The 25,238-nt window shown below is 69.5% G+C and carries 27 protein-coding genes and 1 tRNA gene; 10 read left to right on the plus strand and 18 right to left on the minus strand.

From position 1 onward, the window contains the following. The first annotated feature begins 75 nt into the window (after nucleotides 1-75). Nucleotides 76-591, plus strand: coding sequence for a CGNR zinc finger domain-containing protein (locus ON34_RS16945; RefSeq protein WP_040780511.1), 516 nt, complete (start codon nucleotides 76-78; stop codon nucleotides 589-591). Nucleotides 592-610: 19 nt separating this feature from the next. Here the strand turns inward: ON34_RS16945 and ON34_RS16950 are convergent, their stop codons facing one another. The 5 genes from ON34_RS16950 to ON34_RS36790 all read right to left on the minus strand — a co-directional run bounded on the left by ON34_RS16950 (nucleotide 611) and on the right by ON34_RS36790 (nucleotide 4,323). Beyond that, nucleotides 611-1,858 carry an aminoglycoside 3'-phosphotransferase gene (locus ON34_RS16950; protein WP_245548070.1) on the minus strand — a complete coding sequence of 416 codons (1,248 nt, stop codon included), beginning with the start codon at nucleotides 1,856-1,858 and terminating at the stop codon, nucleotides 611-613. Further along, a complete protein-coding gene (locus ON34_RS16955; RefSeq protein ID WP_040780443.1) occupies nucleotides 1,855-2,049 on the minus strand; it encodes a DUF3046 domain-containing protein in 195 nt (64 codons plus the stop codon). The genes ON34_RS16950 and ON34_RS16955 overlap by 4 nt, the downstream gene beginning before the upstream one ends. 61 nt (nucleotides 2,050-2,110) lie before the next feature. Further along, nucleotides 2,111-3,268: a glycosyltransferase gene (locus ON34_RS16960; RefSeq protein WP_040780444.1), complete on the minus strand. Its 1,158-nt coding sequence runs from the start codon at nucleotides 3,266-3,268 to the stop codon at nucleotides 2,111-2,113. Nucleotides 3,269-3,374: 106 nt separating this feature from the next. After that, a complete protein-coding gene (locus ON34_RS16965; RefSeq protein WP_040780446.1) occupies nucleotides 3,375-4,085 on the minus strand; it encodes a PIG-L deacetylase family protein in 711 nt (236 codons plus the stop codon). 64 nt (nucleotides 4,086-4,149) lie between these two features. Further along, nucleotides 4,150-4,323, minus strand: coding sequence for a hypothetical protein (locus ON34_RS36790; protein WP_040780448.1), 174 nt, complete (start codon nucleotides 4,321-4,323; stop codon nucleotides 4,150-4,152). A gap of 369 nt (nucleotides 4,324-4,692) precedes the next feature. On the opposite strand from ON34_RS36790, the gene ON34_RS34670 reads away from it, so the two are divergent. Together ON34_RS34670 and ON34_RS16975 are read left to right on the plus strand one after the other, a co-directional pair. Next, nucleotides 4,693-4,959 carry a UBP-type zinc finger domain-containing protein gene (locus ON34_RS34670; RefSeq protein ID WP_083889506.1) on the plus strand — a complete coding sequence of 89 codons (267 nt, stop codon included), beginning with the start codon at nucleotides 4,693-4,695 and terminating at the stop codon, nucleotides 4,957-4,959. A 112-nt stretch (nucleotides 4,960-5,071) separates the two neighbouring features. Next, nucleotides 5,072-6,769 carry a PucR family transcriptional regulator gene (locus ON34_RS16975; protein ID WP_083889507.1) on the plus strand — a complete coding sequence of 566 codons (1,698 nt, stop codon included), beginning with the start codon at nucleotides 5,072-5,074 and terminating at the stop codon, nucleotides 6,767-6,769. A 69-nt stretch (nucleotides 6,770-6,838) separates the two neighbouring features. Here the strand turns inward: ON34_RS16975 and ON34_RS16980 are convergent, their stop codons facing one another. The 3 genes from ON34_RS16980 to ON34_RS16985 form a co-directional block, all read right to left on the minus strand. Next, entirely contained in the window at nucleotides 6,839-7,462 is a 624-nt protein-coding gene (locus ON34_RS16980; RefSeq protein ID WP_051022771.1) for a PRC-barrel domain-containing protein, read from the minus strand. A gap of 80 nt (nucleotides 7,463-7,542) precedes the next feature. After that, nucleotides 7,543-7,707 (minus strand): hypothetical protein, encoded by a 165-nt coding sequence (locus tag ON34_RS36095; protein WP_157172319.1) that lies wholly within the window; start codon nucleotides 7,705-7,707, stop codon nucleotides 7,543-7,545. 158 nt (nucleotides 7,708-7,865) lie between these two features. Next, a complete protein-coding gene (locus ON34_RS16985; protein WP_083889508.1) occupies nucleotides 7,866-9,392 on the minus strand; it encodes a bifunctional phosphatase PAP2/diacylglycerol kinase family protein in 1,527 nt (508 codons plus the stop codon). A gap of 253 nt (nucleotides 9,393-9,645) precedes the next feature. Between ON34_RS16985 and ON34_RS16990 the strand changes: the two genes are divergently transcribed. Next, the gene (locus ON34_RS16990) at nucleotides 9,646-9,846 is read left to right on the plus strand and encodes a hypothetical protein (protein WP_040780449.1); all 201 of its coding nucleotides are present in this window, start codon (nucleotides 9,646-9,648) and stop codon (nucleotides 9,844-9,846) included. Between the two features lie 10 nt (nucleotides 9,847-9,856). Here ON34_RS16990 and pspM read toward each other — a convergent pair whose 3' ends face one another. The 5 genes from pspM to pgsA all read right to left on the minus strand — a co-directional run bounded on the left by pspM (nucleotide 9,857) and on the right by pgsA (nucleotide 13,716). Continuing rightward, nucleotides 9,857-10,747 carry a phage shock envelope stress response protein PspM gene (gene pspM / locus ON34_RS16995; RefSeq protein WP_051022772.1) on the minus strand — a complete coding sequence of 297 codons (891 nt, stop codon included), beginning with the start codon at nucleotides 10,745-10,747 and terminating at the stop codon, nucleotides 9,857-9,859. A gap of 213 nt (nucleotides 10,748-10,960) precedes the next feature. Next, nucleotides 10,961-11,782: a phage shock protein PspA gene (gene pspA / locus ON34_RS17000; RefSeq protein ID WP_040780451.1), complete on the minus strand. Its 822-nt coding sequence runs from the start codon at nucleotides 11,780-11,782 to the stop codon at nucleotides 10,961-10,963. Nucleotides 11,783-11,982: 200 nt separating this feature from the next. Next, nucleotides 11,983-12,432, minus strand: coding sequence for a helix-turn-helix domain-containing protein (locus ON34_RS17005; protein WP_040780453.1), 450 nt, complete (start codon nucleotides 12,430-12,432; stop codon nucleotides 11,983-11,985). Nucleotides 12,433-12,538: 106 nt separating this feature from the next. Further along, nucleotides 12,539-13,060 carry a CinA family protein gene (locus ON34_RS17010; RefSeq protein ID WP_040780518.1) on the minus strand — a complete coding sequence of 174 codons (522 nt, stop codon included), beginning with the start codon at nucleotides 13,058-13,060 and terminating at the stop codon, nucleotides 12,539-12,541. After that, nucleotides 13,057-13,716: a CDP-diacylglycerol--glycerol-3-phosphate 3-phosphatidyltransferase gene (gene pgsA / locus ON34_RS17015; protein WP_040780455.1), complete on the minus strand. Its 660-nt coding sequence runs from the start codon at nucleotides 13,714-13,716 to the stop codon at nucleotides 13,057-13,059. Before pgsA ends, ON34_RS17010 begins: the two co-directional genes overlap by 4 nt. 142 nt (nucleotides 13,717-13,858) lie before the next feature. Between pgsA and ON34_RS17020 the strand changes: the two genes are divergently transcribed. Next, nucleotides 13,859-14,425 carry an amino-acid N-acetyltransferase gene (locus tag ON34_RS17020; protein ID WP_040780457.1) on the plus strand — a complete coding sequence of 189 codons (567 nt, stop codon included), beginning with the start codon at nucleotides 13,859-13,861 and terminating at the stop codon, nucleotides 14,423-14,425. Between the two features lie 26 nt (nucleotides 14,426-14,451). Next, a complete protein-coding gene (locus tag ON34_RS17025; protein ID WP_040780458.1) occupies nucleotides 14,452-14,736 on the plus strand; it encodes a YciI family protein in 285 nt (94 codons plus the stop codon). A gap of 4 nt (nucleotides 14,737-14,740) precedes the next feature. On the opposite strand, the gene ON34_RS17030 is transcribed toward ON34_RS17025, so the two are convergent. After that, on the minus strand, nucleotides 14,741-15,721 hold the full coding sequence (locus ON34_RS17030) for a TerC family protein (protein ID WP_040780460.1): 981 nt from the start codon (nucleotides 15,719-15,721) through the stop codon (nucleotides 14,741-14,743). A gap of 497 nt (nucleotides 15,722-16,218) precedes the next feature. Here ON34_RS17030 and ON34_RS17035 point away from each other — a divergent pair. Continuing rightward, nucleotides 16,219-16,295, plus strand: a tRNA-Leu gene (locus tag ON34_RS17035). A 6-nt stretch (nucleotides 16,296-16,301) separates the two neighbouring features. Here the strand turns inward: ON34_RS17035 and ON34_RS17040 are convergent. Continuing rightward, a complete protein-coding gene (locus tag ON34_RS17040; protein ID WP_040780462.1) occupies nucleotides 16,302-18,881 on the minus strand; it encodes a DNA translocase FtsK in 2,580 nt (859 codons plus the stop codon). A gap of 333 nt (nucleotides 18,882-19,214) precedes the next feature. On the opposite strand from ON34_RS17040, the gene ON34_RS35570 reads away from it, so the two are divergent. Both ON34_RS35570 and ON34_RS17050 read left to right on the plus strand, forming a co-directional pair. Then, nucleotides 19,215-19,595 (plus strand): DUF4189 domain-containing protein, encoded by a 381-nt coding sequence (locus ON34_RS35570; RefSeq protein WP_245548071.1) that lies wholly within the window; start codon nucleotides 19,215-19,217, stop codon nucleotides 19,593-19,595. Between the two features lie 29 nt (nucleotides 19,596-19,624). Beyond that, nucleotides 19,625-20,182, plus strand: a complete 558-nt coding sequence (locus ON34_RS17050) for a WKL family lipoprotein (protein WP_040780519.1) — start codon at nucleotides 19,625-19,627, stop codon at nucleotides 20,180-20,182. Between the two features lie 64 nt (nucleotides 20,183-20,246). On the opposite strand, the gene ON34_RS17055 is transcribed toward ON34_RS17050, so the two are convergent. Beyond that, entirely contained in the window at nucleotides 20,247-22,226 is a 1,980-nt protein-coding gene (locus ON34_RS17055) for a ribonuclease J (protein WP_040780465.1), read from the minus strand. Continuing rightward, nucleotides 22,223-23,131: a 4-hydroxy-tetrahydrodipicolinate synthase gene (gene dapA, locus ON34_RS17060; RefSeq protein WP_040780466.1), complete on the minus strand. Its 909-nt coding sequence runs from the start codon at nucleotides 23,129-23,131 to the stop codon at nucleotides 22,223-22,225. Before dapA ends, ON34_RS17055 begins: the two co-directional genes overlap by 4 nt. Nucleotides 23,132-23,279: 148 nt before the next feature. On the opposite strand from dapA, the gene ON34_RS17065 reads away from it, so the two are divergent. Beyond that, nucleotides 23,280-23,726 (plus strand): hypothetical protein, encoded by a 447-nt coding sequence (locus ON34_RS17065; RefSeq protein WP_040780467.1) that lies wholly within the window; start codon nucleotides 23,280-23,282, stop codon nucleotides 23,724-23,726. Between the two features lie 24 nt (nucleotides 23,727-23,750). Here ON34_RS17065 and ON34_RS17070 read toward each other — a convergent pair whose 3' ends face one another. Further along, nucleotides 23,751-24,950 carry a winged helix-turn-helix domain-containing protein gene (locus ON34_RS17070; protein ID WP_040780469.1) on the minus strand — a complete coding sequence of 400 codons (1,200 nt, stop codon included), beginning with the start codon at nucleotides 24,948-24,950 and terminating at the stop codon, nucleotides 23,751-23,753. Nucleotides 24,951-25,238: the final 288 nt, after the last annotated feature.

Consider the following 25,238-nt stretch of genomic DNA (forward strand, 5'->3'; position numbering starts at 1 on the left):
CCGCTGAAATGAATTTTACTGGTTAGAGGAAGGGTGGTCACGGTGCCGACCGACGCGGACTCGATACCCTCGGGCATGCCCGATCCACGCCCCCACCTCGGTGAACCCCTGGCGCTCGATCTGCTGAACACACGCTGGATCGAGCACGGACCGCAGGATCTGCTCACCGACACAGCCGGACTGCGCATCTGGCTGGCGTCGGCGGGCCTCGCCGATCGCGCGAGCGCCGACGAGGCCACGCTGGCCGCGGTGCTGGCCGCCCGCACCGCCGTCTACGACGTGGTCGTGCACGCCTCCCACGACGCGCTCAACGAGGTGCTCGCCCATGGCCGCATCCGCCGCGCGCTCACCGGCTCCGGACCCGCCGATCTGGTGGAGGTCCCCGAGAGACCCTGGCTGCCCGCCTGGCTGGCCGCGGACAACCTGCTGGACCTACTGCGCGCCGCGCCCGACCGAATCCGTCAGTGCGCGCACCCGGAGTGCGTCTTGTTCTTCTACGACACCTCGAAGAACGGAACCCGGCGCTGGCACTCGATGGCCACGTGCGGCAACCGCACCAAAGCGGCCCGGCACTACGCGCGGAAGGCGTGAGGCGCGGAAATCAGGGGCCTCAGAACAATTCGTCGAGCAGCCGGTAGTACTCCAGGCGGCTCTCGTCCGGCTCGGCCAGGCCGTAGGCCGCGAAGAAGGCGGTCACCTCGGCGTCGCCGAAGTCCTCGCGCAGATCGCGCACGGCCGGCGCCAGATCGCGGTGGCGATCGGCGACGCCCAGCGCGCCCACATCGAGCAGGATCTCGCCCTCCAGCACGTTCGAGGGGGTGAAATCACCGTGCGCGACCACCAGATCCTCCTGATTCGGGCGCTGCGCCAGCAGCCGCGCGAGGATCTGCGCCGGAGTCGAGCCGCGGTGGTCGTCGTCGAAGTCGCCCGGATCGACCAGGTCTTCGATCACGCGGCGGCGCGCCTGCGCCAAGACCACGTCCAGCCGCCCGTCGAACGGGCACTCGCCGACCGGAATGCTGTGCAGCCGCCGCAACACCGAGCCCAGCACGGTGCCGATCGAGGCCGGATGCCCGGCGCCGGAGCCCGCTCGAGCGGCCAGGCTCGGCGCGCTCGCGTCAGCCAGCAGCAACACGTCGTCCTCGAACGCCGCGACCTCCGCCAGGCGAATCCCGCGGCCGCGCAACCAGTTCAGGCGTTCGTGCTCGGCGACCGCCTTCGGTCCGCGTTTGAGCCAATAGACGCCGTTCACCAAGACGACGTCGCCGCTCATGCCTTCGTGCTCGTCCGACCAGGTCGGCGACTCGCCGAGCAGCTCGGCGACCGTGGGCGGCAACGGAATCGGCAGCTGCGCCAGGGTGTCCAGGGCGTCGCGGGTGGATTCGATCTCCTCGGGTTCGCCTTCGGCGAGGCGCAGCCGCATCGCCTCCGTGAGCAGCGCGTGCGCCTGCTCCAGCTGATTCCGTTCGGCGAGCGCCTTCCCCAGATGCTGGAGCGCGAACGAGAGCACGTCCGGCGCGGCCGCCCGCGCGTGCTCGACCGCGCGGCGGTAGAGAGTCTCGGCCGTACCGGCGTCACCGCGGTAGCGGTAGACGTCGCCGAGGTTGATCCACACGGTGATCCTGCGGCGCTCGGTGTCCACCAGCTCCAGCGCGCGATCGAGGTGATCCAGCGCCTCGTCGTAGCGACCGAGCAGCATCAGCTCGATACCGGTCTGCCGGAAATCCGCGAAATCAACGGGACGAGCCTGCGCCACCCGGGCGGCGAGGCGCTCCGGGTCGTGCGGAATCATCCGCTGCCGCTCGTCGAATCGGTAGAGCGGCCCGTCGTCCTGCTCGACCCGGCCGGGCACGCTCACCAGCGCGCCTTCGGCACGTCGAACTCCGCGCACAACGCACGCCACACATCGCGGGGATCGACCCCGGCCTCGATGGCGTCGGCTCCGGTGCGTCCGCCCAGGGCGGGAATCACATGGTCGGCCAGCAGGGCGTCGCCCCGGGCCACACCGAACTCGGTGTGCAACAGTTCCTGGAACTCGGTCAACCGCACCGTACCGAACTTACCCGCCTTCGACGCGTCCCCAGCTCAGTGGCACACCTGCCCGTGCCGGTCAGGGATGGACAGGCTGGAGAATCCGGTGGCAGAGGGCGACGGGGTCCGGGAGTTCGGCGTGCGCGGCGGCCGCTTCGGCGGCCCTGGTGTAGCCGGGGTCGGCGAGGATCTCCTCGACCGCGGCGCGCACAGCGCCGGGCGACAACGGGCGGACGACGATCGAACTGCCTTGGCGGGCAGCGCGATTGGCCAGCTCCCACTGATCGCCGCCACCGGGAACGGTGACGATCGGGACACCGGCGGACAGCGATTTGGCGAGCAGGCCGTGCCCGCCGCCGCCCACCACGACGGAGGCGTGGTTCAGGAGTTCGTCTTGGCGGCCCAGCCCGGCCGTCGCCCACGGGGGCAGATCCGCCGGTGGCGTGTCCAGCATCGAGATCGCCACGCGGACACCGGCGCCGTCGAGCCCCTCCAGGACGGTCTCGACCATCCCCGCGACGCCGGTGTGCGCGGTGGAGGGAGCGACCATGACCAGCGGACCGTCGCCGGGCGGAAGGTCCAGGATCGCATCGGTCGGCTCCCACAGCAGCGGACCGATGACGTGAGCCGATTCCGGCCAGTCGGGGCGCGGCACCTCGAGCGCGGGCAAGGTGGCGATCAGACGGGCGGCGGGGCCGGGATCGACGGCCGGTAATCCGACGCTCCCGCGTGCCCGCTCCCGCTGACGGCGGCCGTGGCGCAGCGCGCGGGCGGTCATGCCGCGTAACAGGCCGTCGCGCATCCGCCCGTACAGGCCCGCGCCGGGAGCGAGGCCACTTCCGATCGGGGGCAACGCCTTCGACGGCAGGTACAGCGGATGGGGGGACAGTTCCACCCAGGGCACGCCGAGTCGTTCCGCGGCCATCCCGCCGCCCGCGGTCAGCACATCCGAGACGACCAGTTCGGGCAGCATGGCGCTCAATTCCGGCAGGATCTCGGTGGAGATATGCGCGGCCCGCTCGTGGATACGCTGCCCCGCGTCGGTGTCGTCGTCCACCGGCCGTGGCGCCAGGCCCTTGAGTCGGCGCACGCCGATCCCGGCGGCCAGCGCCGCCTCGAACCAGCGCGGACCGGTGAACAGCACCGGCTCGTCGCCGGCGGCCAGGAACCGCAAGCACAGCGCGATAGCGGGAAACGCATGGCCCGGATCGGGTCCTGCGACGACGGCTACTCGCATCCGCCTAGCCTGCCACACGGCCACCTGAGCCGGATGGCACCCGGTGGTCGCGCGTCCGCGGTGACCACCCGGCCACCGCTTCGTCATCGTCCACGCGGTGCGACGATCAGGCGCCGAAGTAGAACAGCTCGAAACCGACCGCGTGCGCGGCGGGGAATCCGTCCTTGGGGCCGGTGGCTCGCTCCACGACGGCGCGGACCTGGTCGGCGATGGGCTCGGGGCTCAGCGCCTCGAGATAGCGGCGATGTTCGGCGAGCGAGGCGGCCGCCTGGTCGAGCGTCTCGGTGACGTCGACGGCGTGCGTGGCGACCGGTCCCACCACCGCCGCCCAGCGTGCCGACCACGGTTTCCACTCGGCGATCTCCGGGAAGATCCACTCGTTGCCCGCGTCGGAGATGGCGTCCAGGGCAGCGCGGCCGACGGCGCGGTGATCGGCGCTGTTGGGATAGCCGGGCGCCCAGGTGTCGCCGAAATTGAACAGCACCACCATTTCCGGTTGATGCATGCGGATCGCGGTGGCCAGGTCGCGGCGCAGTTCCAGGCTCTCCTGGACTCGACCGTCCGGGTAGCCGAGGAACTCCACCTCCCGCACGCCCACCACTTCGGCCGCCGCGATCTCCTCGGCCTCGCGGAGGGGTCCGGCGACCGCTGGCTGCACACCGGCGATACCGGCCTCTCCGCTGGTCACCAGCACGTAGCGAATGTCCTTGCCCTGCCGGGTCCACCGTGCGACCGCGGCGGCGGCGCCGTACTCGATGTCGTCGGGGTGCGCGACGATGACCAAGCCGCGCTGCCAGTCTTCCGGAACCTGATCCACGAGAGATCATTCAAGCACTGCCGTCCCGGTGACCGGCCGGGCGACGCCCCCGACCGAGCTGTCGTCACAACTTGCCGACCGTCGATTTGTCCGAGCCCGACACCGCCTTGTACAGCAGGTACAGCCCGAACACGATGGCGCTGATGACGAGGATCGGGAACAGCCCCTTGATCAGCGCCCCGATGATGGCCAGCGCGATCCAGGCGACCGCGACGACGCCGATGATCTTCCACAACATGTGATGCCTCCCAGAAGTCCGTTTACGCTTCGAGCATGACACCTGTCCGTTCGCGAATCAGCAGGTGAGACGGGATATCCGGGTGTAAATCAGGGTTCACCCCTACCTCGGAGGGTGTTCGGTGTCGGGGCGTCACCGCGGGTTCTCGCCCGGTGCGCCCGTGGATGCCCCGGCTTCGGTCTCGTGCTCGCAGGACGAATCGAGAACCCGGTTTCGACATGGCGGACCGTGTTCTCCCGGAAAGCCGATTGTCACGATGGGGCGTTGGCGCGGGCGGTGCCACGCTCCTCGTATTCGACCGGGTGGACGCGGAACCGCGGAGGTGGCTCGACGCGGCACTGTCGCGGACACGCAGAAGGAGGTGACGAGATGACTTCGGTGCACGCGGATCCGCATCTGGCCTCGGTTCGGCCGGTGCGACCACGAACGCCACAGGGGTGCGAGGAGTGCCTACGACTCGGCACGCCGTGGGTCCACCTGCGGTTGTGCCTGACGTGCGGGCACGTCGGCTGCTGCGACTCCTCGCCCATGCGGCACGCACGGGCCCACGCGGGCGCCGCCGGTCACCCGATCGTGCGCTCGCTGCAACCCGGTGAGGATTGGCGCTGGTGCTACGTTCACCGAGACTTCGTCTGAGCGGCGCGACAAAGCGCCGAAACCCTTCTGGAGCACCGGACTGCCCTCTGGGCGTCCCAAACCGACCGGTGTACCGTCGGGAATTGACCTCGACGGCTACGGACCGGAGCCCATGAACCAGCGAACGTCGAGTTCGGATGTCGGCGGCGCACTGTCGTCCCTACCGGCTTCGGCGCTGTGTGCCCTGGGCGCACTGTCGGTGCGGCTTTTCACCGAGCATGGCGAGCAGGACATCATCCGGATCGCCGCGCAGGCCGTGCCGACCATCGGGTGTTGCCGCACGCTGGCCTGCTATCGGGTGGTCGACGGCGACTACCTGCTCTGCCCGCAGCCGCAGCCTCCCCCGCCCGATTTGGCCGCCCAGCTCCGTGTCCGGCATGGTGCGGGCCGGATTCGGCTGCCCCATGGTCAGTGGGGCTGGGCGTTCCCGCTGCGCAACCGGTCCGAGACGGTCGGCGCGCTGGTCGCCGCCGCCGATCACGAACCGCCGCCGCAGGAGATCGTCCTGCTCACCGTGCTCACCCGGCTCGTGGGCGCCGCGCTGGCGGATGCCGCGCCGCGCGAACGGGCGTCCGCCGATGCCGTCGACCTCACCGCCATCAACGAGCATCTGTCCGCCACCGTGCTGTGGCTGGAGCACCGCACCCGCGTGCATGAGGTGTTGTCCAGCGCCGCTGCCTATGGCACCGGCGAGCAGGGCATCGCGGACGCGTTGGCGCAGCTGACCGGGTTCCCGGTCGCCATCGAAGACCCATTCGGCAACCTGCGCGCCTGGTCGGGGCCCGGCCGACCGGATCCCTATCCGAAAGCGCCACCGCAGCAGCGCGAACAATTGCTGCACCGCCTCGCCACCCACAACGCGCCGCTGCGCATTCGCGATCGGATGGTGGTGCTGGTGAAGCCGCGCACCGAGATCCTGGGCACTCTCGCGCTGATCGACCCGGACAACCGGGTGACCGAGGATCATGTCTTCGCCCTCAGCTACGCCAGCACGGTGCTCGCCTTGGAGCTGGCGCATCAGCGCAACCTCGCCGAGATCGAGCTGCGGTTGCGCCGGGAACTGGTCGACGATCTGCTGTCGGGCACCGACGACGACAGCGCTTTCGCCCGTGCCGAGGCACTGGGTTACGACCTGCACGGCGAGCACTACGTGGTGCTCGTGCACAGCGACGACGACGCCCTCCCCGACGCGGTCGGCCGCGCCGCGACCGCCCTGGATCTGCATTCCATCCAGGGACGCCACGCGGGCATGGTCGTCCTGATCACCGACCGCCGCCCCGACGCGGTCACGCTGCACCACGCCATCTGCGAGCATCTCGACACGACGCCGGTGACCATCGGCATCAGCGGCAGCTGCGCCCAGCCGAGCGACTTCGCCCGATCCTTCGATGACGCGCGCAGCGCGATCAACATCCGGCTGCGGTCACGGATACCCGACGGCGCGACGGCGTTCGACGAGCTGGGCTTCTACCGTCTCGTCGACGCCGCCCGAGCCGACGGCCAAGTCGAGCAGTTCATGCGCGAGTGGCTCGGCGTCCTGCTCGACTACGACCGGAATCACCATGCCGACCTGGTGTACACGCTGAGCCGATATCTGGAATGCGGTGGCAACTACGACGACTCGGCCGCGGCGTTGCACATCCACCGCAGCACGCTGCGCTACCGCCTGGGGCGCATCCGCGAGCTCACCGGCTTCGATCTGCGCGATGTCAACACCCGGTTCAACTTGCACGCCGCGACACGCGCATGGCAATTCCTGTCGCCGGTCGCGCCGCCGACGTGGCCCGCCTCGGGGAAGCGGCCTCGGTGAGGACAGGCGTCGCCAGAATCGGTCGCGCCGGGGTGGACGCCCCGGGCGCGGCCGGTCCGGGCGCTCCGGTCAGCGCCTGGGGCGCTCCGGGTCTTCCATCCCGTCGGACGACGTGACCTTTGGTTCCTGCATACCGAGATCGGCCGAGTCGACTGCGTACGGGTCGGCGACCCGTTCGGGCTGGATCCGCATCGGGTCGCCGGTGGCGGGCATGCGCAGCGTCTCCTCTTCGGCCTCCAGGAACGTGCGCATCCGTGCCATCCCGGCATCCTCCTGCTCGGCGCCGATATCGCAGCGTTCGTCCGAGCGCAGCATCCCCCTTTCGGCAGGCGGCCGCTGGTCCGGCAGCGGCTGCCTGCCGTAGACGTCCCACGCCGCGCAGTCCGGATCGATCTGGTAGTGGTCGAACAGCTCCTGCTCGGCCTGCGGACTGATCTGCCCGTCATGGTCCAGCTGGGGCGCGGACTTCACCGCCTCCTTCTCGACCTGTACCTGCAAGACGGCCGAGTCGGCGCGATGCTCGGCTCCGGCCAGCGGGACCAAGGCATCGGGGCTGAACAGCCCGGTGGACACCGCGACCCAGGTGGGCGAACCGGAGTTGTTGTCCACATAGACCCGCTTGACCTTGCCGATCTTGGCGCCGCCGGGGTCGTACACAGAGCTGCCGATGAGCGTTTCCAGCATTTCGGTCATGGGTTCCTCCGCAGTTCGTTCGGTGCGATGCGCAGGCCGACAGAACGCGGCTGTACACCGCGCGTACCGAGAAAGGGGGTTCAGTCGCTTGTGGATCGATCGGCGCCGAGTCCGGCGTCGACGCGCTGTGTCCTGCGCGCCTTTCGCACCGGGTCATCGGCGGATTCACACGCCAGATAGCGGCTGATGTCCAGCCGCTGGGTATCCTCGTCGAGCAGCGATTGCCGGTGGGAAACATCGAGCATGACGTGCTCCTACCCAGTTGTGCATGGTCCCGGCCCAGCACCGGGTCGGGTCGATCAGCTACAGGGTGGCAACTACCCGTCATCCGCTCGATCAAACCGAACCAGCGGTGATTTCAGCGGATCAGCACAGCGGAATCTGCAATGCAGCAATCATTGCGCTACCTACTGGGGGTGTGGCGTGCCGCAGGATGCGCCTGTCCGCCCTCGATCAGGATCAGCTCCGCCAGCCTGCTGCGGAACCGAAAGACCTTGCCCCGATGGTCGACTTCGCCGTCGGTCGCCAGCGAGACCGGTTCGTCGGCCACCCGGACCTCCAGCCGGGACACCCGGCGGTGGACATAGGTGGCGGAGTACCCCAACGTGCCCGTGAACGTCGCCGAGATCAGGCGCAACCGCGACAACGGGACATCCGCGCGGAGGTAGCGGACGTCGAGCGTGCCGCCGTGCAGCCTCGGGCGCGCCATCGGTACCTGGTCGGCCGGCTGGTAGGTGCCGTTTCCGACGAACAGCATCCACAGCGCGATGCGCGTGCCGTCCACGGTGACCCGCAGTGGCTGCGCGCGGAACAGCACGCGCACCATGGCGATTCCCGCGGCGGGCCACTTTCCGACCCGGCGCTGCCAGCGCTCCCGGATGCGGACGAAATCGGGATACCCGCCGAGGCTGGCGGTATTGACGAAGACTCGTTCGCCTGCGTCGTCGAGACGCACCTCGGCCACGTCGACGCGGACCGCATCGCCCGCCTCCAGCGCGGCGAAGGTCACCTCGGGATCCTCCACCCCCGCGTCCCTGGCGAAATGGTTCAGTGTGCCGCCCGCGAAGACCGCGAGCGGCAACCCGTGCCGCACCGCGTACTGCGCGACGGTGGACACCGTTCCGTCGCCGCCGACGACGCCGAGCGCGACGATGTCCTCGCGCCCCACCATCTGCTCGACCCGCTCTTCGACATCCTCCGCGCCGCCGATCTCCAGCACCGTGGCGGCGGGCAGTCGCTCGCGCAGCACGGCGAGCACGTCGTCGCCCGTTCCCGCCTGCGGGTTGCCGATCAGCAGGAGTCCGGCGCCACCGGGCAGCGGCTCGATGTGTTCGACCGGGCCGAGGGTGGCGGGTTCGTCGTCGCGCACCGCCCACCACCGGCTGGTGACCAGCGCGACCGCGCCGCCGAACAGCGCACCGGCCACGACATCGGACGGCCAGTGCACGCCGATGTGCACCCGCGAGTACGCGACCGCGGCGGCGACCGGAGCCACCACGGCGCCCGCCACGGGGGATTCCAGTGCGAGTCCCGCGGCGAACGCGGCGGCCGAGGCCGAATGTCCGGACGGGAACGACGACGACACCGGCGGAGCGACCAACCTGCGCACGAAGGGAACGGATTCGTCGGGTGGACGACGGCGCGGAAACAGCGGTTTGGCGATCCCGTTGGCCACGCCGCTGGCGACGCCCAGCGCGAGCAGACCACGCACCGCGCCGCGACGAGCCGAGCGGTCTCCCGCGGCGAACAGAACCGCGCCGAGCGCGATCCACAGGCGGTTCTTGTCGGCCGCGGTGCTCAACGCTTTCAGCACCCGATCCGCCCGCGTCGGCCGGACACGCGCGCTGCGATCGACCAACCAGCGATCCAGGCCGCGCGCCAGACCGGCGACGCGCCCACTGTCGCGGCTGCCAGTCGAAAGAAACCGCATTCGCCGAAGCCTACCGATTTGCCTTGGCGACGTGTCCGGCATGGGCAATTGCCCTGCCGAGCAGCGTGATCGGATCCGCTGACGGTATCTGCCCGCGCCGCGCCTGGACGGTACCCCAATTCAGTGCACGGATGTACTCTGATCTTCAAACCGAAATGACCTTGAACGACAAGAAGAAGGGATGGACCATCCATGCCGACACCCCATTCAGCACACAGTCATGCACTGAACATCACGTGACGGTCGGGGCCTGATGGAACACACGAGTGAGCTGGCACAAGAACTCGCGGCGGCGGCACGACGGCACGGTTCGGCGATAGCGGGGATCGTCGGCTCCGCCGCGCGTAAGGCGTCCTGGGAGGTGCTCGACCTGGTGGCCGAGAGCCGCGAACTGGTCGGTGCGGCCCTCCGCGCCAGGGCCGAAGACCTGCGCGGCCGGGACCGGACGCGCTGAGCCGGATCGATCAGATCGGTGGTTGCGGCGACGCGGGCACCGATCGGTCGGCGACCTCGGTGAGGGCCTGAGCCCATCCGTCCAGCCGGTCGGAGGCATGCCGGAGGTCCGCGACGATGGTGTCGAAGTTGTGCCGCACCACGGTGTTCTCGGGGACCGCGAGAATCCGGCCCGCGGCGGCGACGACCTGTTCGTACTCCGCCACGCCGGTTTCGAGCCGGTCGAGGACGAGTCGCAGGTTCTCGGTGAGCGCCACGGCGGCAGGCGAATTCGCGCGGCCCATCGCGGCGAGCCCCTGCTCCATGGCCGTGATGTCGGCGGCGAGCGCATGCAGCGCCGCCGCGCCCGAGGCGGCCGTCTCCAGCATGTCCGCCAACTCGTCTTGCGGCAGCCGCCGCGAACGGGCGATCTGCGTACCCAATCCGTGTAATGCCTTCTCCGCCCGCACCAATCGCGCGATCGGCGGACGTGCGTTCGACCACGGCGGCGGCTGCTTGCGCGGGATGAACGCGGCCTGCGGCAGCGGAGCGCCGCGCAGCCGCAGATACCGGCGCGTGCTCAGCGCCGCACCGGTCACCAGCGCGACCGCGCCGCCGCCGACCATGACCACGGCCCAGACCGGCGCCGAAATGACTACCAGCCCCACCGTTCCCGCCGTGGTGAGGCCGGAGACGGTGCCGAGTTGAAAGCTGCGGCGGCGAGCCCTGCGGCGGCGGCGCAACTCCCGCTCCCGCGGATCGGCCCAGCGCCGCACCGCGACCAGTGCGTTCTCGCCGACTTCCCGAATGCTGTCCGGTAGGCTGCCCGGCTGCGGCGCGAGCGCGGCCTGCGCCCGGATCAGCGCGGACCCGCGCGGGCGCCACGTTTCGATCCGCCGCTCGCGAAATGCACTGCCGCTCATGCTGTATCCATTCCGGCATGAGCGGGGCCTTCCATGGTCACGCTCCGCTGCCGCCTCCAGGCCTGACCGCTCATGCCTTCTCTCCCACCGGTCGCGCGCATCGGACGAACTCGGGTCCGACCTGGCCGACGGCCGGCCGGTCGGGTACCCGTGCCATGTCCTTCAGTGAAGCAGCCCCCACCGACACATCCTCGCCGAATGTCCCTCCGCTGGCTACTGCTGCGCGGCCTGCCCCTTGTTCATCTGCGGCTGCGCCGCGTTGGGCTGCGCCGGATTGATAGCGGTCTGGGCGCCACCGGCGGGCAGCTGGTCGCCGCGCATGGACGCGCGGATCTGTTCGAGCTTGCTGTGCCCGGCCATCTGAATGCTGGCCTGCTGCACCTCGAGCATGCGGCCCTGCACCGAGTTCTGCGCGAGTTCGGCGGCGCCGAGCGCGTTGGCGTAGCGGCGCTCGATCTTCTCGCGCACCGCGTCCAGGCTCGGCGTGGTGCCCGGCGCGGACAACGTCGAATCCATCTGCTGCAACGACGCGGAGACCTGCTCCTGCATCTTGGCCTGCTCCAGCTGGCTGAGCAGCTTGGTCCGCTCGGCGACCTTCTGCTGCAGCAGCATCGCGTTCTGCTCCACGGCCTTCTTGGCCTGGGCCGCGGCCTGCAGCGACTGATCGTGCAGCACCTTCAGGTCTTCGACGGCCTGCTCGGCGGTGACCAGCTGGGCGGCGAACGCCTCGGCGGCGTTCGTGTACTGGATCGCCTTCTCGGTGTCGCCCGCCGCGGTGGCCTGATCGGCCAGCAACACGGCTTGGCGCGCGTTGGCGTTGAGCTTCTCGACCTCGTCCAGCTGCCGGTTGAGCTTCATCTCCAGCTGGCGCTGGTTGCCGATGACCGACGCGGCCTGCTGCGAAAGGGCCTGGTGCTGCCGCTGGGCTTCCTCGATAGCCTGCTGAATCTGGACCTTCGGATCCGCGTGCTCCTCGATCTTGGCGTCGAAGAGGGCCATCAGGTACTTCCAGGCCTTGACGAACGGATTAGCCATCGATTGATCCCGCCTCCATCTGACATGCCGCGCCCCTGGCGCGACTCCAGTGCGCGACCGTCACGCACTCGATATGTGCCTATCCTCCACCATGTGCCACCCCGGCCGGGCGAGCCCGGCCCGAACGACGCCTTACGGAGAATCTATCCGCTTTTCGCATCGGCCCGCAGCGTTGCCGGGACGGCCACGTCGCATGCCGGTCAGATCCCCTTCACCAGAACCAGCATGTCCGCTCGCGGCGCCGGAATGACGATCCTGGTGTCTTCGGCCAGCGGCAGCGGCGCGGCCCCGGCCGCCGACATGGAGGCGGAGGCCGGTGCGGGCTCGGCGGTCGCCGCGGAATCGGCGGCGGCCTCCTCCGGCTCGACCGCTGTGGGCGCGGTGGCGTTCTCCGCGTCCGCGCCGACCGGCAATCCGTCGGCGCCCGCCATGATCGTGCTCACATCCCACAGCACCCGCGACAGCGGCACGTCCAGCGCCTCGCAGATGGCGGCGAGCAGTTCACTCGACGCCTCTTTGCGACCTCGCTCGACCTCGGAGAGATAGCCCAGGCTCACCCGCGCCGACGTGGACACCTCGCGCAGGGTCCGGTTCTGGGCGAGACGAGCACGCCGCAGACTGTCCCCGATCGCCTCTCGCAGCAGCGTCATCTCGTTCTCCTTCGCTCCCGGTCGCCGGGCCGACGCGATTCGTGACCCCACGCATGCCGTTCTTTCTCGCACAACGTCGGAGCGGGGCCGGTTGGTTCCCGCCGGGCTAACCGCCGCGCCCGGCGCGGCCGACCGAACCCGTCTCCCGCACGCAGCGCAGCAATTCGGATACCGCCGTGCGTGTTGCGCCGATTCTGATCGTCCACCGGTCGCCGGGGAGTTTCAACCGCACCACTTCGGAATGGACCGGACCAGCGACGCCGAGGAAGACCGTGCCGACCGGGTGACCGTCCTGCGAATCCGGGCCTGCGACCCCGGTCAGCGCCACACCCCAGTCCGCGCCGCATCTGGTGCGCGCGCCGACGGCCAGCTGCTCGGCGGTGCTGGCCGCGACCGGGCCTTCCGTCGCGAGCACGTCCGCGTCGACGCCTCCGAGACTGTGTTTGAGATCGGTGGCGTACACCACCAACCCGCCGCGCAGCACGGCGCTGGCGCCGGGAACCCCGGCGATCGCGGCGGCCAGCAGACCGGCGGTCAGCGATTCGGCGGTCGCGACGGTTTGCCGCGCTGTCACCAGCGCCCGCACGAGGTCGGCGGCGGGCACCTGGGCAACGAGCGGATCGGTCATGCGCCGCGCGTGCGGCCCGGTGCGCCGGCCAACCACACCCTGGCCGCCTGGCCGACGTAGTCCAGCCCGGTGGCCACGGTCAGCGCGACGGCCAGATACATCAGCGCCATCCCCAGGTCGGCGAACCAGCCCGACAACGGCAACAGCAGCAGGGCGATCGCCAGGGACTGCACCAGGGTCTTCAGCTTGCCGCCGCGTCCGGCGGGAATCACCCCGCGTCGCACCACCACCAGCCGCAGCAGCGTCACGCCGACCTCGCGACCGCAGATGACGATCGTGATCCACCAGGCGAGGTCACCGAGCAGCGACAGGCCGATCACCGCGGACCCGATGAGCGCCTTGTCCGCGATGGGGTCAGCGAGCTTGCCGAAATCCGTGACCAAACCGTATTTGCGAGCGAGTTGCCCGTCGAACCGATCGGTGATGGCGGCGAGGCCGAACAGCGCGGCGGCGGTGATCCGCCAGCCCGTCTGATCACCCCCGCCGACGAACAGCGTCACGACGAACAGCGGGACGATCGCGATGCGCAGCATGGTGAGCACGTTCGCGATGTTCAGCAGCGGCGCCCCCGCCTCGGTCTGGGCGGTCGCGAACCCGGGCCGGACCGGGCCGGGCGCGGTCCAGGGACGGTCCGTCTCCTCTGGTTGCACACTCATCGCGCCGCCTCGCCCGCGGCCGGCCGCGTCATGGCCGCCCCGTCATCCCGTCGCGCTGCCCGGCGCGATGCGGTGAGCGGGACGACTGGATCTGCGGCACACGTTCAGACTATCGGTAGCCGGGCCGACTACTGTGCACCCCATGACCTCTCGGGGACCATTAGGTGGTTCGACCAGCGACGCGCACCCGGGCGCGGCCTCCGCCGCGCAGACCTCCGTCCCGGTCGTGCGACGCGCCCGAACCTCCGACGTGCCCGAGATCAAGCGCCTCGTCGACGTGTACGCCGGGCGCATCCTGCTGGAGAAGAACCTGGTCACGCTGTACGAGGCGGTGCAGGAGTTCTGGGTCGCGGAACTGGACGGCCGCGTCGTCGGCTGCGGCGCCCTGCACGTGTTGTGGGCCGATCTGGGCGAGGTGCGCACCGTCGCGGTGCATCCCGACGTGAAGGGCGCCGGTGTGGGCAAGCTCATCGTGCAGCGGCTGATCGCGGTCGCGCGCGAACTGGAGCTGCAGCGGCTGTTCGTGCTGACCTTCGAGGTGGAGTTCTTCGGCAGGCACGGTTTCGTGGAGATCGACGGCACGCCGGTGACCGCCGAGGTGTACGCGGAGATGTGCCGGTCCTACGACACCGGCGTCGCGGAATTCCTCGATCTCAGCTATGTGAAGCCGAACACCCTCGGCAATACTCGAATGCTGCTGACGCTTTGAGCCCGTCCCCACAGGAAGCGATACCCGTGCCGATCTTCGCCGTCCACTACGTCTACTCCGAAGCCACCGTCGCCGGTCGCGACACCCACCGTCCCGAGCATCGCGCGTGGCTGGCCGGTCTGCTCGAGTCCGGCGTCCTGCTCAGCAGCGGGCCGTACCCGGACGGCTCCGGCGCGCTGCTGATCTTCCGATCGGAGGACGCGGGCGCGTTGAAGGACCTGCTCACGCAGGATCCGTTCGCCCGAGAGGGCCTGATCGACGACGTCCGCGCGGTCGAGTGGGCGCCGGTGTTCGGCGCCTTCGCGTCCTGACCCGCTAGCGCTCGACCCGGGCGCGCGTCCGGAGCAGGCTCGCGATCGTGGCGACGACCAGGATGACCAGGATGACGCCGAGGGAGACCGGCGTGGAGATCTCCGGGACCGCGACGTGCTCGCCGCCGTTGATGAACGGCAACGTGTTCTCGTGCAGTGCGTGCAGCACCAGCTTCACGCCGATGAACGCGAGGATGGCCGCCAAGCCGTAGGACAGGTACACCAGCCGGTCGAGCAGTCCGCCGATCAGGAAGTACAGCTGCCGCAGGCCCATGAGCGCGAACGCGTTCGCGGTGAACACCAGGTAGGGCTGCTCGGTCAGTCCGTAGATGGCCGGGATGGAGTCCAGCGCGAACAGCAGGTCGGCGAAGCCGATGGCCAGCAGGGCCAGCAGCAGCGGCGTGACGGCGCGGCGTCCGTCGATCTTGGTCACCAGCTTGTCGCCGTCGTACTCGTCGGTGGTGGGCAGGACCCGCTTGGCCAGCGCGACGATGCGGCTGTCGCGCTTCTCCTCGACTTCGACCTCGTGGCCGCTCTCGCGCATCAGGTTCACGGCGGTGTAGACGAGGAAGAACCCGAACAGGTAGAACACCCAGCTGAACGCGCTGATCGCGGCCGCGCCGATGCCGATGAACACGCCGCGCATCACCAAGGCGATCACGATGCCGATCAGCAGCACCTTCTGCTGATAGATCCGCGGCACCGCGAAGGTGGACATGATGATCAGGAAGACGAACAGGTTGTCCACCGAGAGCGCCTTCTCGGTGACGAAGCCCGCGTAGTACTCCCCCGCGTAGGTCGAGCCCCATTGCCAGGCGACCACGCCGCCGAAGGCCAGGGCCAGCCCGATGTAGACCGCGGACCAGAATCCGGATTCCCGGAACGTCGGCTCGTGCGGGGTGCGGACGTGCGCGTAGAAGTCGAAGACGAACAATCCGAGGATCACCGCGATGGTGATCACCCATTCGAGTGCGGTTACCTGCATGCGGTGCGCCGATCGGAAGCGAAGGTCATGACGTCCATAATGCCCGATTTGTCCGTTTAACTAGGTTGCGGGGTAGTTGCCAACCATGATTCCACATGCGCTACCTCGACTGTCCTGCCAGCCGTGGCCCGTGACCTGCGCCCGGCCGCACCGCTGAACCACGGTGAGCCGGACCCATCAGCGGCGAAAGAACCGCACCCCGCCGGGGCGGCGGCGGAAAGCGGTTCACAACACCGGAATCGGGTGTTAGTTTCAATAGCAACGAAGATCACAGGAGGCGAATCGATGACCGGGACGGCGCTGCGACAGGTGTCGCCGAGCAGTGCCCGGCAGTCGTGCGCCCAGGTCGCGCTATCCGCGTCGTCCGTCCTGGATGGGCGGATGAGCGTGCGGAGCGGCCCCTGAACGTGTCTTTCGCAAGGACCCGTACGAAAGGGGCCACCCCGCGGCGAATCGCCAAGGGGTGGCCCCTTTTTCATGGTTCCGCACCGCCCCGATCCCTCGTAGCCCAATAGGTAGAGGCGCCGGATCTAGATTCCGGGAGATGCGAGTTCGAATCTCGCCGAGGGAACCATCACAATCACTCCTGCGGTTCGGCGGGATCGCCGCCGTCGCCGCCACCGCGGATCGACCACAGCAACCCTTCCAGCTCATCGGGTTTCACAAGCACGTCACGCGCCTTGGAACCTTCGCTCGGGCCGACCACGCCCCTGGTCTCCATGAGGTCCATCAGCCGCCCCGCCTTGGCGAAGCCGACGCGCAGCTTGCGCTGCAGCATGGAGGTGGACCCGAATTGGGAGGTGACCACGAGTTCCACCGCCTGCAGGAAGACGTCGAGGTCGTCGCCGATATCGGGGTCGACATCCTTCTTCTCGCCCGGTTTGGCCGCGGTCACGCCCTCCTGATACTCGGGCTCGGCCTGGTTCTTGGTGAAGTCGACGACGGCGTGGATCTCCTCGTCGCTGATGAAGGCGCCCTGCAGACGAGTCGGCTTGCCCGCGCCCATCGGGAGGAATAACCCGTCACCCATGCCGATCAGCTTCTCGGCGCCGGGCTGGTCGAGGATCACCCGCGAGTCGGTCAGCGACGAGGTCGCGAACGCCAGCCGGGAAGGCACGTTGGTCTTGATCAGACCGGTCACCACGTCCACCGACGGACGCTGCGTGGCGAGCACGAGATGGATGCCCGCCGCACGGGCCTTCTGGGTGATGCGGACGATGGCGTCTTCCACGTCGCGCGGGGCGGTCATCATCAGGTCGGCCAACTCGTCGACGATGGCGAGGATGTACGGATAGGGCCGGTACACCCGTTCACTGCCCAGCGGCGCGGTGATCGCACCCGACTTGACCTTCTTGTTGAAGTCGTCGATGTGGCGCACCTTGTTCGCCTGCATGTCCTGATACCGCTGCTCCATCTCCTCCACCAGCCAGGCCAGCGCGGCGGCGGCCTTCTTCGGCTGCGTGATGATGGGCGTGATCAGGTGCGGAATGCCCTCATACGGCGTCAGTTCCACCATTTTCGGGTCGATCAGGATCATCCGCACCTCGTCCGGCGTCGCCCGTTGCAGCAGCGACACCAGCATCGAGTTCACGAAACTGGACTTACCCGAACCGGTGGACCCGGCGACCAGCAGATGCGGCATCTTGGCCAGATTGGCCGAGACGAACTCGCCCTCGATGTTCTTGCCGAGACCGATCACCAGCGGATGGTGGTCGTTGCGGGTGGACGGCGCCTTGAGCACGTCGGCCAGCCGGACCAGTTCGCGGTCGGCGTTGGGCACCTCGATGCCGACGGCGGACTTCCCCGGGATGGGCGCGAGCAGCCGGACGTTCTCCGTCGCGACGGCATACGCGATGTTGCGGGCCAGCGCGGTGATCTTCTCGACCTTCACGCCCGGCCCGAGTTCGACCTCGTAGCGGGTGACCGTCGGACCGCGCACGAAACCGGTGACCGCGGCGTCGATCTTGAACTGCACCAGCACCTCGGTGATCGCCTCGATCATCGATTCGTTCGCGGCGCTGCGCTTCTTTGGCGGATCGCCGTCGGTCAGCAGCGACAGCGGCGGCAGCGTGTAATCGCCCTCGACTTCGCGGTCGGCGACGAATTCCAGCTGCTTCGGCGGCGGTGGGGTTTGATCCTCGACCGCCGCAGGTCGCTGCTTCTTCGGCTTCGGCTTGGCCGGGGGCTCTTCGGCCGCGATCGACTTGGCGTCACGCAGCGGCGGTTCGCCGAGTACTTCGGTAGCCGCGCCGGGGTCGCCGAACTCGTCGGGCGGGTAGTTCTCGGCGGGTGTGCGACCGCGCCGTTTGGCGCTCGAGCGGTGCACCGGGAAGCCGTCGGCGTCGTAGTCGGCCGAATCGTAGTCCCGGTAGTCGCGGTCGTATTCGTCGCCCTCGCGCTCGGTGCCGAAGAACTGTCGCAGCTTGTCGGGAACCTCACGCACCGTCGTACCCGTCACCAGCAGCACGCCGAAGACGATGGCCAGCAACAGGATCGGTATCGACAGCCAGGCGGTGAGCCCGTTGGTCAGCGGCCCGCCGACCACGAAGCCGACGAAACCCGCTGCGCGGGAACGTCCGTGCGCATCGGTGGGGGCGCCTGCCGCGACGTGCCACAAACCCAGCATGGGCAGGCCGATCAGCAGGCCGCCGAGCACCAGCCGCGGACGGATCTCCGGGCGCGGTTCGGTACGCATCAGGACCACGGCGATCCCGGAGGCCACGAACGGCAATGCGGCCGAGGCGGATCCGGAGATCGCGCGGATGACGTCCTCGACCCAGTGCCCGACCGGCCCGCCCGCCGACAACCACACCGCCGCGGCGATCACGGCGCTCACCGCGATCAGGGCCAGCGCGACGCCGTCGCGCCGATGTCCGTGTTCGATCTCCCCGGCCCGGCTCAACGTGCGGGTGGTCGCGCCGACGCCGCGGGCCAGCATCGTCCAGCCGCTGCTGATACCGCGGCCGATCACCGTGAGCGGCGCCGTGTTCGAGGCGCCGCGCGCCGGGCGCCGGGTGCGCGTGGCCCGTCCGCGGGGCGCGGGGGTGCGGGGCGCCGCTGAGCGGGGCGTGGCCGCGCGAGACCGCGCCGTGGTGGCCTTCCCCCGCGCCGATCCCGCCCGCGCCCGAGTCGTCGTGGTGCTGCGGGACTTACCTGCCATGACCTTCAGGCTAGCCTGTTCTGTCCCGCCTCTCCGATATTCGGGCCGTACCAGTCGATGCCACAGGACCGCGTTCAGGTCCTGCGTCGAGTGCCGCTCGAGTTATGGGCGTGCCCGGAGAGTTCCAGCAGCCTGCCTCGGCCACCGCCCGGCAGGAAACACCGAGCAACGCGACGACGATCAGCTGCCAGGAGAGGCCGGGATTTCATACCACAGGGTCTGTTACTCCCCATGCCGGGAAATCTCCCGGCTAGCGCAACGAGAGTCCGCTCTGTACCTTGTCTCTCGGCCCATCGGGTCGTGGGCCTAATGACAAGAAGGGGCAAATCCTCCGTGAAGAAGTTTGCTACCGGTGTGGCCGCGTTGGCGGCCGCGGGTACCGCGCTGGCCGTCAGCGCGCCCGCGGCGCACGCCTACACCAACAACTACGGCGCCATCGCGCTGTCCACCTCCACCGGCTTGATCGGGTACTCCTACGACTACCCGGATTCGGCTTCCGCGCAGCGGCGCGCCGTGAGCTCCTGCGGCGCCGCGGACTGCAACTCGGTGGTCTGGTTCCGCAACGGCTGCGGCGCCGTGGCGTACTCCAGCGGCAGCGGCACCTGGAGCTGGGGGTACGCGTCGTCCCGGCGCAGCGCGCAGGGGCAAGCCCTGCTGCACAACGATTCCGACGCCTACATCGTGCACTGGAACTGCACGTCCAACCACGGCTGATGCCCGGTATTCGAGTCGAAGGAAACATCGTGAAGCACCGCACTTTCCGGACCGCCGTGGCTGTCGTCCTCACCGCAGTGGCCTGCTCCCTGACCGCGTGCGCCTCCGGCGACGACTCCTCGTCCCCGAGCACCAGCGCCCACCCCAGCCATGCGGCGGGCGAATTGGAGGGTGGCTCCGACAAGGGCGACAAGGAGGCCGGCTCCGCGCCGACCACGCCGTCCTCGCCCGCACTGGCCAAGCCCACCGTCGCGCAGCTGAACGAGCGGCTGCAGAAGGCGTTCGATCCCAACGTGCCGAACGCGGAGAAGATCAGCTGGATCCAGGCCGCCGAGCAGGACCCCTACCTGGTCGCCAACCTCGTCGACGCCGCGAAGAAGCAGAAGGTCACCGTCGAGGTCACCAATGTGGGCGACCCGAAGGACGGCAAGCTCAAGGCCGACGCCAAAGTCACCATCGACGGCACCCCGGTGGACGACGCGTTCATCCAGTTCGTCTCCGAGGGCGGCCAGTGGAAGGTCGACCACACCTTCGCCTGCAACATCGTCAAGAGCGCGAAGATCGAATCCGCGGCCTGCCAGGAGTGACCGCGCACGAATGAGCGAAAAGCGCCGGACAGCCGAGCTGTCCGGCGCTTTCGCGTTCGGGAGATCAGACGCCGATAACCGTCGGCACGATCATCGGACGACGCCGATACGTGTCGGCCACCCAGCGCCCGACCACCCGTCGCACGCCCTGCGCGATCCGATGGGTGTCCGTGACGCCCTCGCCGGCCAGCCGCAGCAGCTCGGCCTCCACCAGTTCCGCCGCGTCCAGCAATGCGGTCGGATCGTCGGAGAAGCCGCGCCCGCTGAGTTCGGGTGTGCTGACCGCCTTGCCGGTGGTCTCGTCGATGGCGACGGTGATCGCGATGAAACCGCCCTCGCCGAGCACCAGCCGGTCCGACAGCGTCGACTCGCCGACATCGCCCACCGACAGCCCGTCGACGTACACGTGCCCGACCGGCACCCGTCCGACGATCGATGCGATGCCGTCGACCAGATCGACTACCACGCCGTCCTCGGCGAGCACCACCCGGTCCTCGGGCACCCCGGTCGCCACCGCCAAGGCGGCGTTCGCCCGCAGGTGGCGCCACTCGCCGTGCACCGGCATCGCGTTGGTCGGCCGCACCGCGTTGTACAGATACAGCAACTCACCCGCGGACGCGTGCCCGGAGACGTGCACCTTGGCGTTCTGCTGGGTGATCACCGTGGCGCCCAGCCGGGCCAGGCCGTTCACCACGGCGAACACGGAGTTCTCGTTGCCGGGGATGAGCGAGGACGCCAGCACCACCAGATCGTCGGCGCGAATGTTGATCTGCCGGTGCTCGCCGCGCGCCATCCGCGACAGCGCCGACAACGGCTCGCCCTGCGACCCGGTCGAGATCAGCACCAGGCGGTGGCCCGGCAGGGTCGCGGCGACGTCGAGGTCGACGACCACGCCGTCCGGCACCGTCAGATAGCCGAGGTCTTGGGCGATCTGCATATTGCGCACCATCGAGCGCCCGATGAAACACACCCGCCGCCCGTACTTCTGCGCCACGTCGACCACCTGCTGGATGCGATGCACGTGACTGGCGAACGACGCGACGATCACCCGGCTGCGTGCCTTGCCGATGACCGTGTCCAGCACTCCGCCGATCTCGCGTTCCGGCGTGACGAACCCGGGGACCTCCGCGTTCGTGGAGTCCACCAGGAACAGGTCGACGCCCTCGTCGCCGAGCCGGGAGAATCCGGCCAGGTCGGTGAGCCGTCCGTCCAGCGGCAGCTGGTCGAGTTTGATGTCGCCGGTGTGCAGGGCGACGCCCGCGGGCGTGCGGATGGCGACGGCGATCGCATCCGGAATGGAGTGATTGACCGCGAAGTACTCGCAGCCGAACGGGCCGTGCGTGGTGTGCTGTCCCTCGCTGACCTCGACCAGCTTCGGATGCTGCCGGTGCTCCCGGCATTTCGCGGCGACCAGCGCGAGCGTGAACTTCGAGCCGACGACCGGAATATCGGGCCGCAGCCGCAGCAGGAACGGCACCGCGCCGATGTGGTCCTCGTGGCCGTGGGTGAGCACGACGGCGACCACGTCGTCCATCCGGTGCTCGATGGGACGGAAGTCCGGCAGGATCAAGTCGACGCCGGGCTGCTGGTCTTCCGGGAACAGCACGCCGCAGTCGACGATCAGCAGCTTGCCGCCGTATTCGAAAACGGTCATGTTGCGCCCGATCTCGCCGATGCCGCCGAGCGCGAACACCCGCAGGCCGTTCTGGGGCAGGGCGGGCGGGGCGCCGAGACGGTCGTGCGTGGCGGTCGGAACCGGCTGCGGTGCGGGCGCTTCGGCTCGCCGTCCGCCGGAGGCGGCGCGTCCACGACGCCGGGACGGCGCCTCCTTGGCCCGGGGCTCCGGGCGGGCCTGCGCGGGCTTCGCCGCCTCGGCGGGCACGACCGGTGCGGCCTCCACCGCCACCTCGACGGGCGCGGCCGCACGCGGTTCGGCCGCACGCGGCGGTGCGGGCGGCGTCGGCTCGACCGGCGCGGACGGTGCGGGCGCCCCCGCGGGGCGGGATGCGCTGCGGCGGCGACGACGAGCTAGGGGGTCACTCATGAGAGCACCCCAACCGTGCGCAGATCGGCAGCCAACGCTGCCAATTCCTCGGCGGAGGGCATCAGCTGTGGCAGCCGCGGCTCGCCCACCTCGACCCCGAGCAGGCGCAGCCCGCCCTTGCTCATCGCGACGCCGCCCAGCCTGGCCATCGCGGCGTGCAGCGGCAGCAGCGTGGCATTGATCTCCCGGGCGCGCACCACCTCACCGGCGGTATACGCCTCCAGCAACGCACGCAGCCGTTCGGGCACGAGATGCCCGATCACGCTGATGAATCCGGCCGCGCCGACCGACAGCCACGGCAGGTTGAGCGCGTCGTCGCCGGAGTAGAAGGTCAGGCCGGTGCTCGCGATGAGCTCGGCGCCCATGTTCAGGTCGCCCTTGGCATCTTTGACCGCGACGATGCGCGGGTGCTCGGCGAGCTTGCGAATGGTGTCGCTGGCGATCGGCACCACCGACCGGCCCGGGATGTCGTACAGGGTGACCGGCAGGTCGGTAGCGTCAGCGACGGCGGTGAAGTGCGCGATCAGGCCCGCCTGGGTGGGCCGGGAGTAGTACGGCGTCACCACGAGCAAACCGTGCGCACCCGCGCGCTGCGCGCAGCGCGCGAGTTCGATCGAGTGCGCGGTGTCGTAGGTGCCCGCGCCCGCGATCACGGTGGCGCGGTCGCCGACCGCGTCGACGACGGCACGCAGCAGATCGGCCTTCTCCGACTCGGTGGTGGTCGGCGACTCCCCGGTGGTTCCGGAGATCGCGAGCAGGTCGACGCCGCGGTCGACCAGGCGGGCCGCGAGCGCGACCCCGGCATCGACGTCGAGCTTGCCGTCGGCACTGAAGGGGGTCACCATCGCGACACCTACCGTGCCGGACGCACGCAGCTCCGTTGGCGTCGATTCACCGTTCGTCATGGTCAAAAAGGCTACCCGGTCTGGGACAGACCCTCGACACCCTTGTCGGCGATCGGGCCGCAACAGCGGGGCGATCGCCCGCGACCGACTACACGATGGCGTCATACCACCGCTTGCTTGGCGTCATTTTTGACATCAGACTGATGTCATGGATTTGAACAAGTACACCGGACAGCTGCGCGAGAACCTGATCGCCGCCGCGGCGCTCGGCGACGAGAAGACCCAGGCCACGGCGGCGGCGCTGGCCGCGGCGACCGAGGGTTCGGCCCGGTTGGCGTTGCTCGCCGCGCTGTCCGAGCTCGCCGCGGAGGTCAGCGCGGCGCTCGGCGACCGCACGGTGCACGTGTCGGTCGACGGCACGAACGCCTCCGTGGATGTGCGCAAGAGCACGACGACCGACGATCCGCCCACGTTCGAGGAGATGACCGGAGACATCAGCAGGGTCACGCTCCGGCTCGTCGAGCAGATGAAGGCGCGCGCGGAAGAGGCTGCGGCACAGAGCGGTCAGTCGCTGAACGCCTGGCTGTCCAGCGCCGTGCACGGCGCGCTGCGCGACCAGATGCGCGGCCACGGCCCGAAGCGCGACGACACCTGAGCCCCGCCCGCACCGGCGCTCGCCCTACAGCAGCGCGGCGAGATCGCCCCGGTCCCCGATCACCACGTCGTCGAGTTCGAGCCAGTCGGCCAGTTCCCGCAGCGCGCCGGTGAGCGCGTGGGCGGTGGCCGGGGTGTCGTGGCCTGGTTCGGCGAACGCGGCCGGTACCAGCAGCCGTCCGGCGGCGCGTTCGGCGCGCAGGTCGACGCGGCCGACCAGTTCGCCGTCCAGCAGGAACGGGAAGACGTAATAGCCGTGCACCCGTTTGTGTTCCGGCGTGTAGATCTCGATGCGGTAGTGGAAGTCGAAAATCCGCTCGGTGCGCGCGCGGAAGAAGATCAGCGGATCGAACGGGCACAGCAGTGCGGCGCCCTCGATGCGGCGCGGTGTGGGCGCCCCGGCCCGCAGATAGGCCGGTTTCCCCCAGCCCGCCACCTCCACCGGGATCAACTCGCCCCCGTCCACCAGATCGGCGATGGCCGGCTCGGTCTGGGTGCGCTGCAGGCGGTAGTAGTCGCGCAGATCGGCCTCGGTGCCGATGCCGTGCGCGGTGGCCGCCCGCAGCACCAGCTCGCGGACCGCGTCCTGCTCGGAGACGTCGCGCGCCAGCACGTCGGGCGGGAGCACCCGCTCCGCGAGGTCGTAATGCCTGGTGAACCCGACCCGGGTGGCCACAGACAGCGCGCCCGCCGCGAAAAGCTGCTCGCAGATCATCTTGGTGTCGCTGAGATTCCACCAGGAACCCTTGGGCCGCGGCTTGTCCAGTTCGAGATGGCGCTCCACTTCACCGGCGGTGGCCGCCCCCACCTCGGTGATCACGTCCAGGATGTCCTTGCCCAACGTGGGATTGCGCTCCACCACCTTGCGCATGCCGGACCAGCGCCCGTGCTCATACCGCCGCATCCGCCAGCGCAGCAGCGGCCAGTCCTGCACCGGGATCAGCGCGGCCTCGTGCGCCCAGTACTCGACCAGCGCGCGGGGCCGCCGCACACCATTGCTCCACGCGGCCTGATCGAGCAGCGCGCGATCGTAAGGACCGATTCGGCTGAACACCGGCGCGTAATGCGCCCGGACCACCGCCGACACCGAATCCAGTTGCAGCAGCTGCGTTCTGTCCAGTACCCCGAGCACCGATCGCCGTGTCGCCCGTCCGGGCTTGCGCGCCCCGAAACCCTGCGCCGCCAACGCCGTTCGACGCGCAGCCGCCGCACCCATCTTCCGCATGGAAGGAACCATGCCATGGGCTACCGACAGTGTTGGATTTGCAGCGCCTGCGGCGCTGCGTGTTCGCGGCCCCCTTGTGGCTCGCGTCCGAGCGACCGCCGCTGGCGACTTCGTCGCGGACGCGGCGGCCACTCGGACGCGAGCCGGGCCGCGAACGGACAATGCCCGGTCTCGCTTCGCTCGAAAGTCGGAGCTGGGCCATCTGGTTGCGTGGGTGACAAGCGCAGAACCTGAGTGTTCGCCGCTTGTTCAAGGAGTCGCCAGGCCCTCGGCTCGAGTCAGCAAGCG

The sequence above is a fragment of the Nocardia pneumoniae NBRC 100136 genome (assembly GCF_000308755.1).
GTDB classification, from domain to species: Bacteria; Actinomycetota; Actinomycetes; order Mycobacteriales; family Mycobacteriaceae; genus Nocardia; species Nocardia pneumoniae.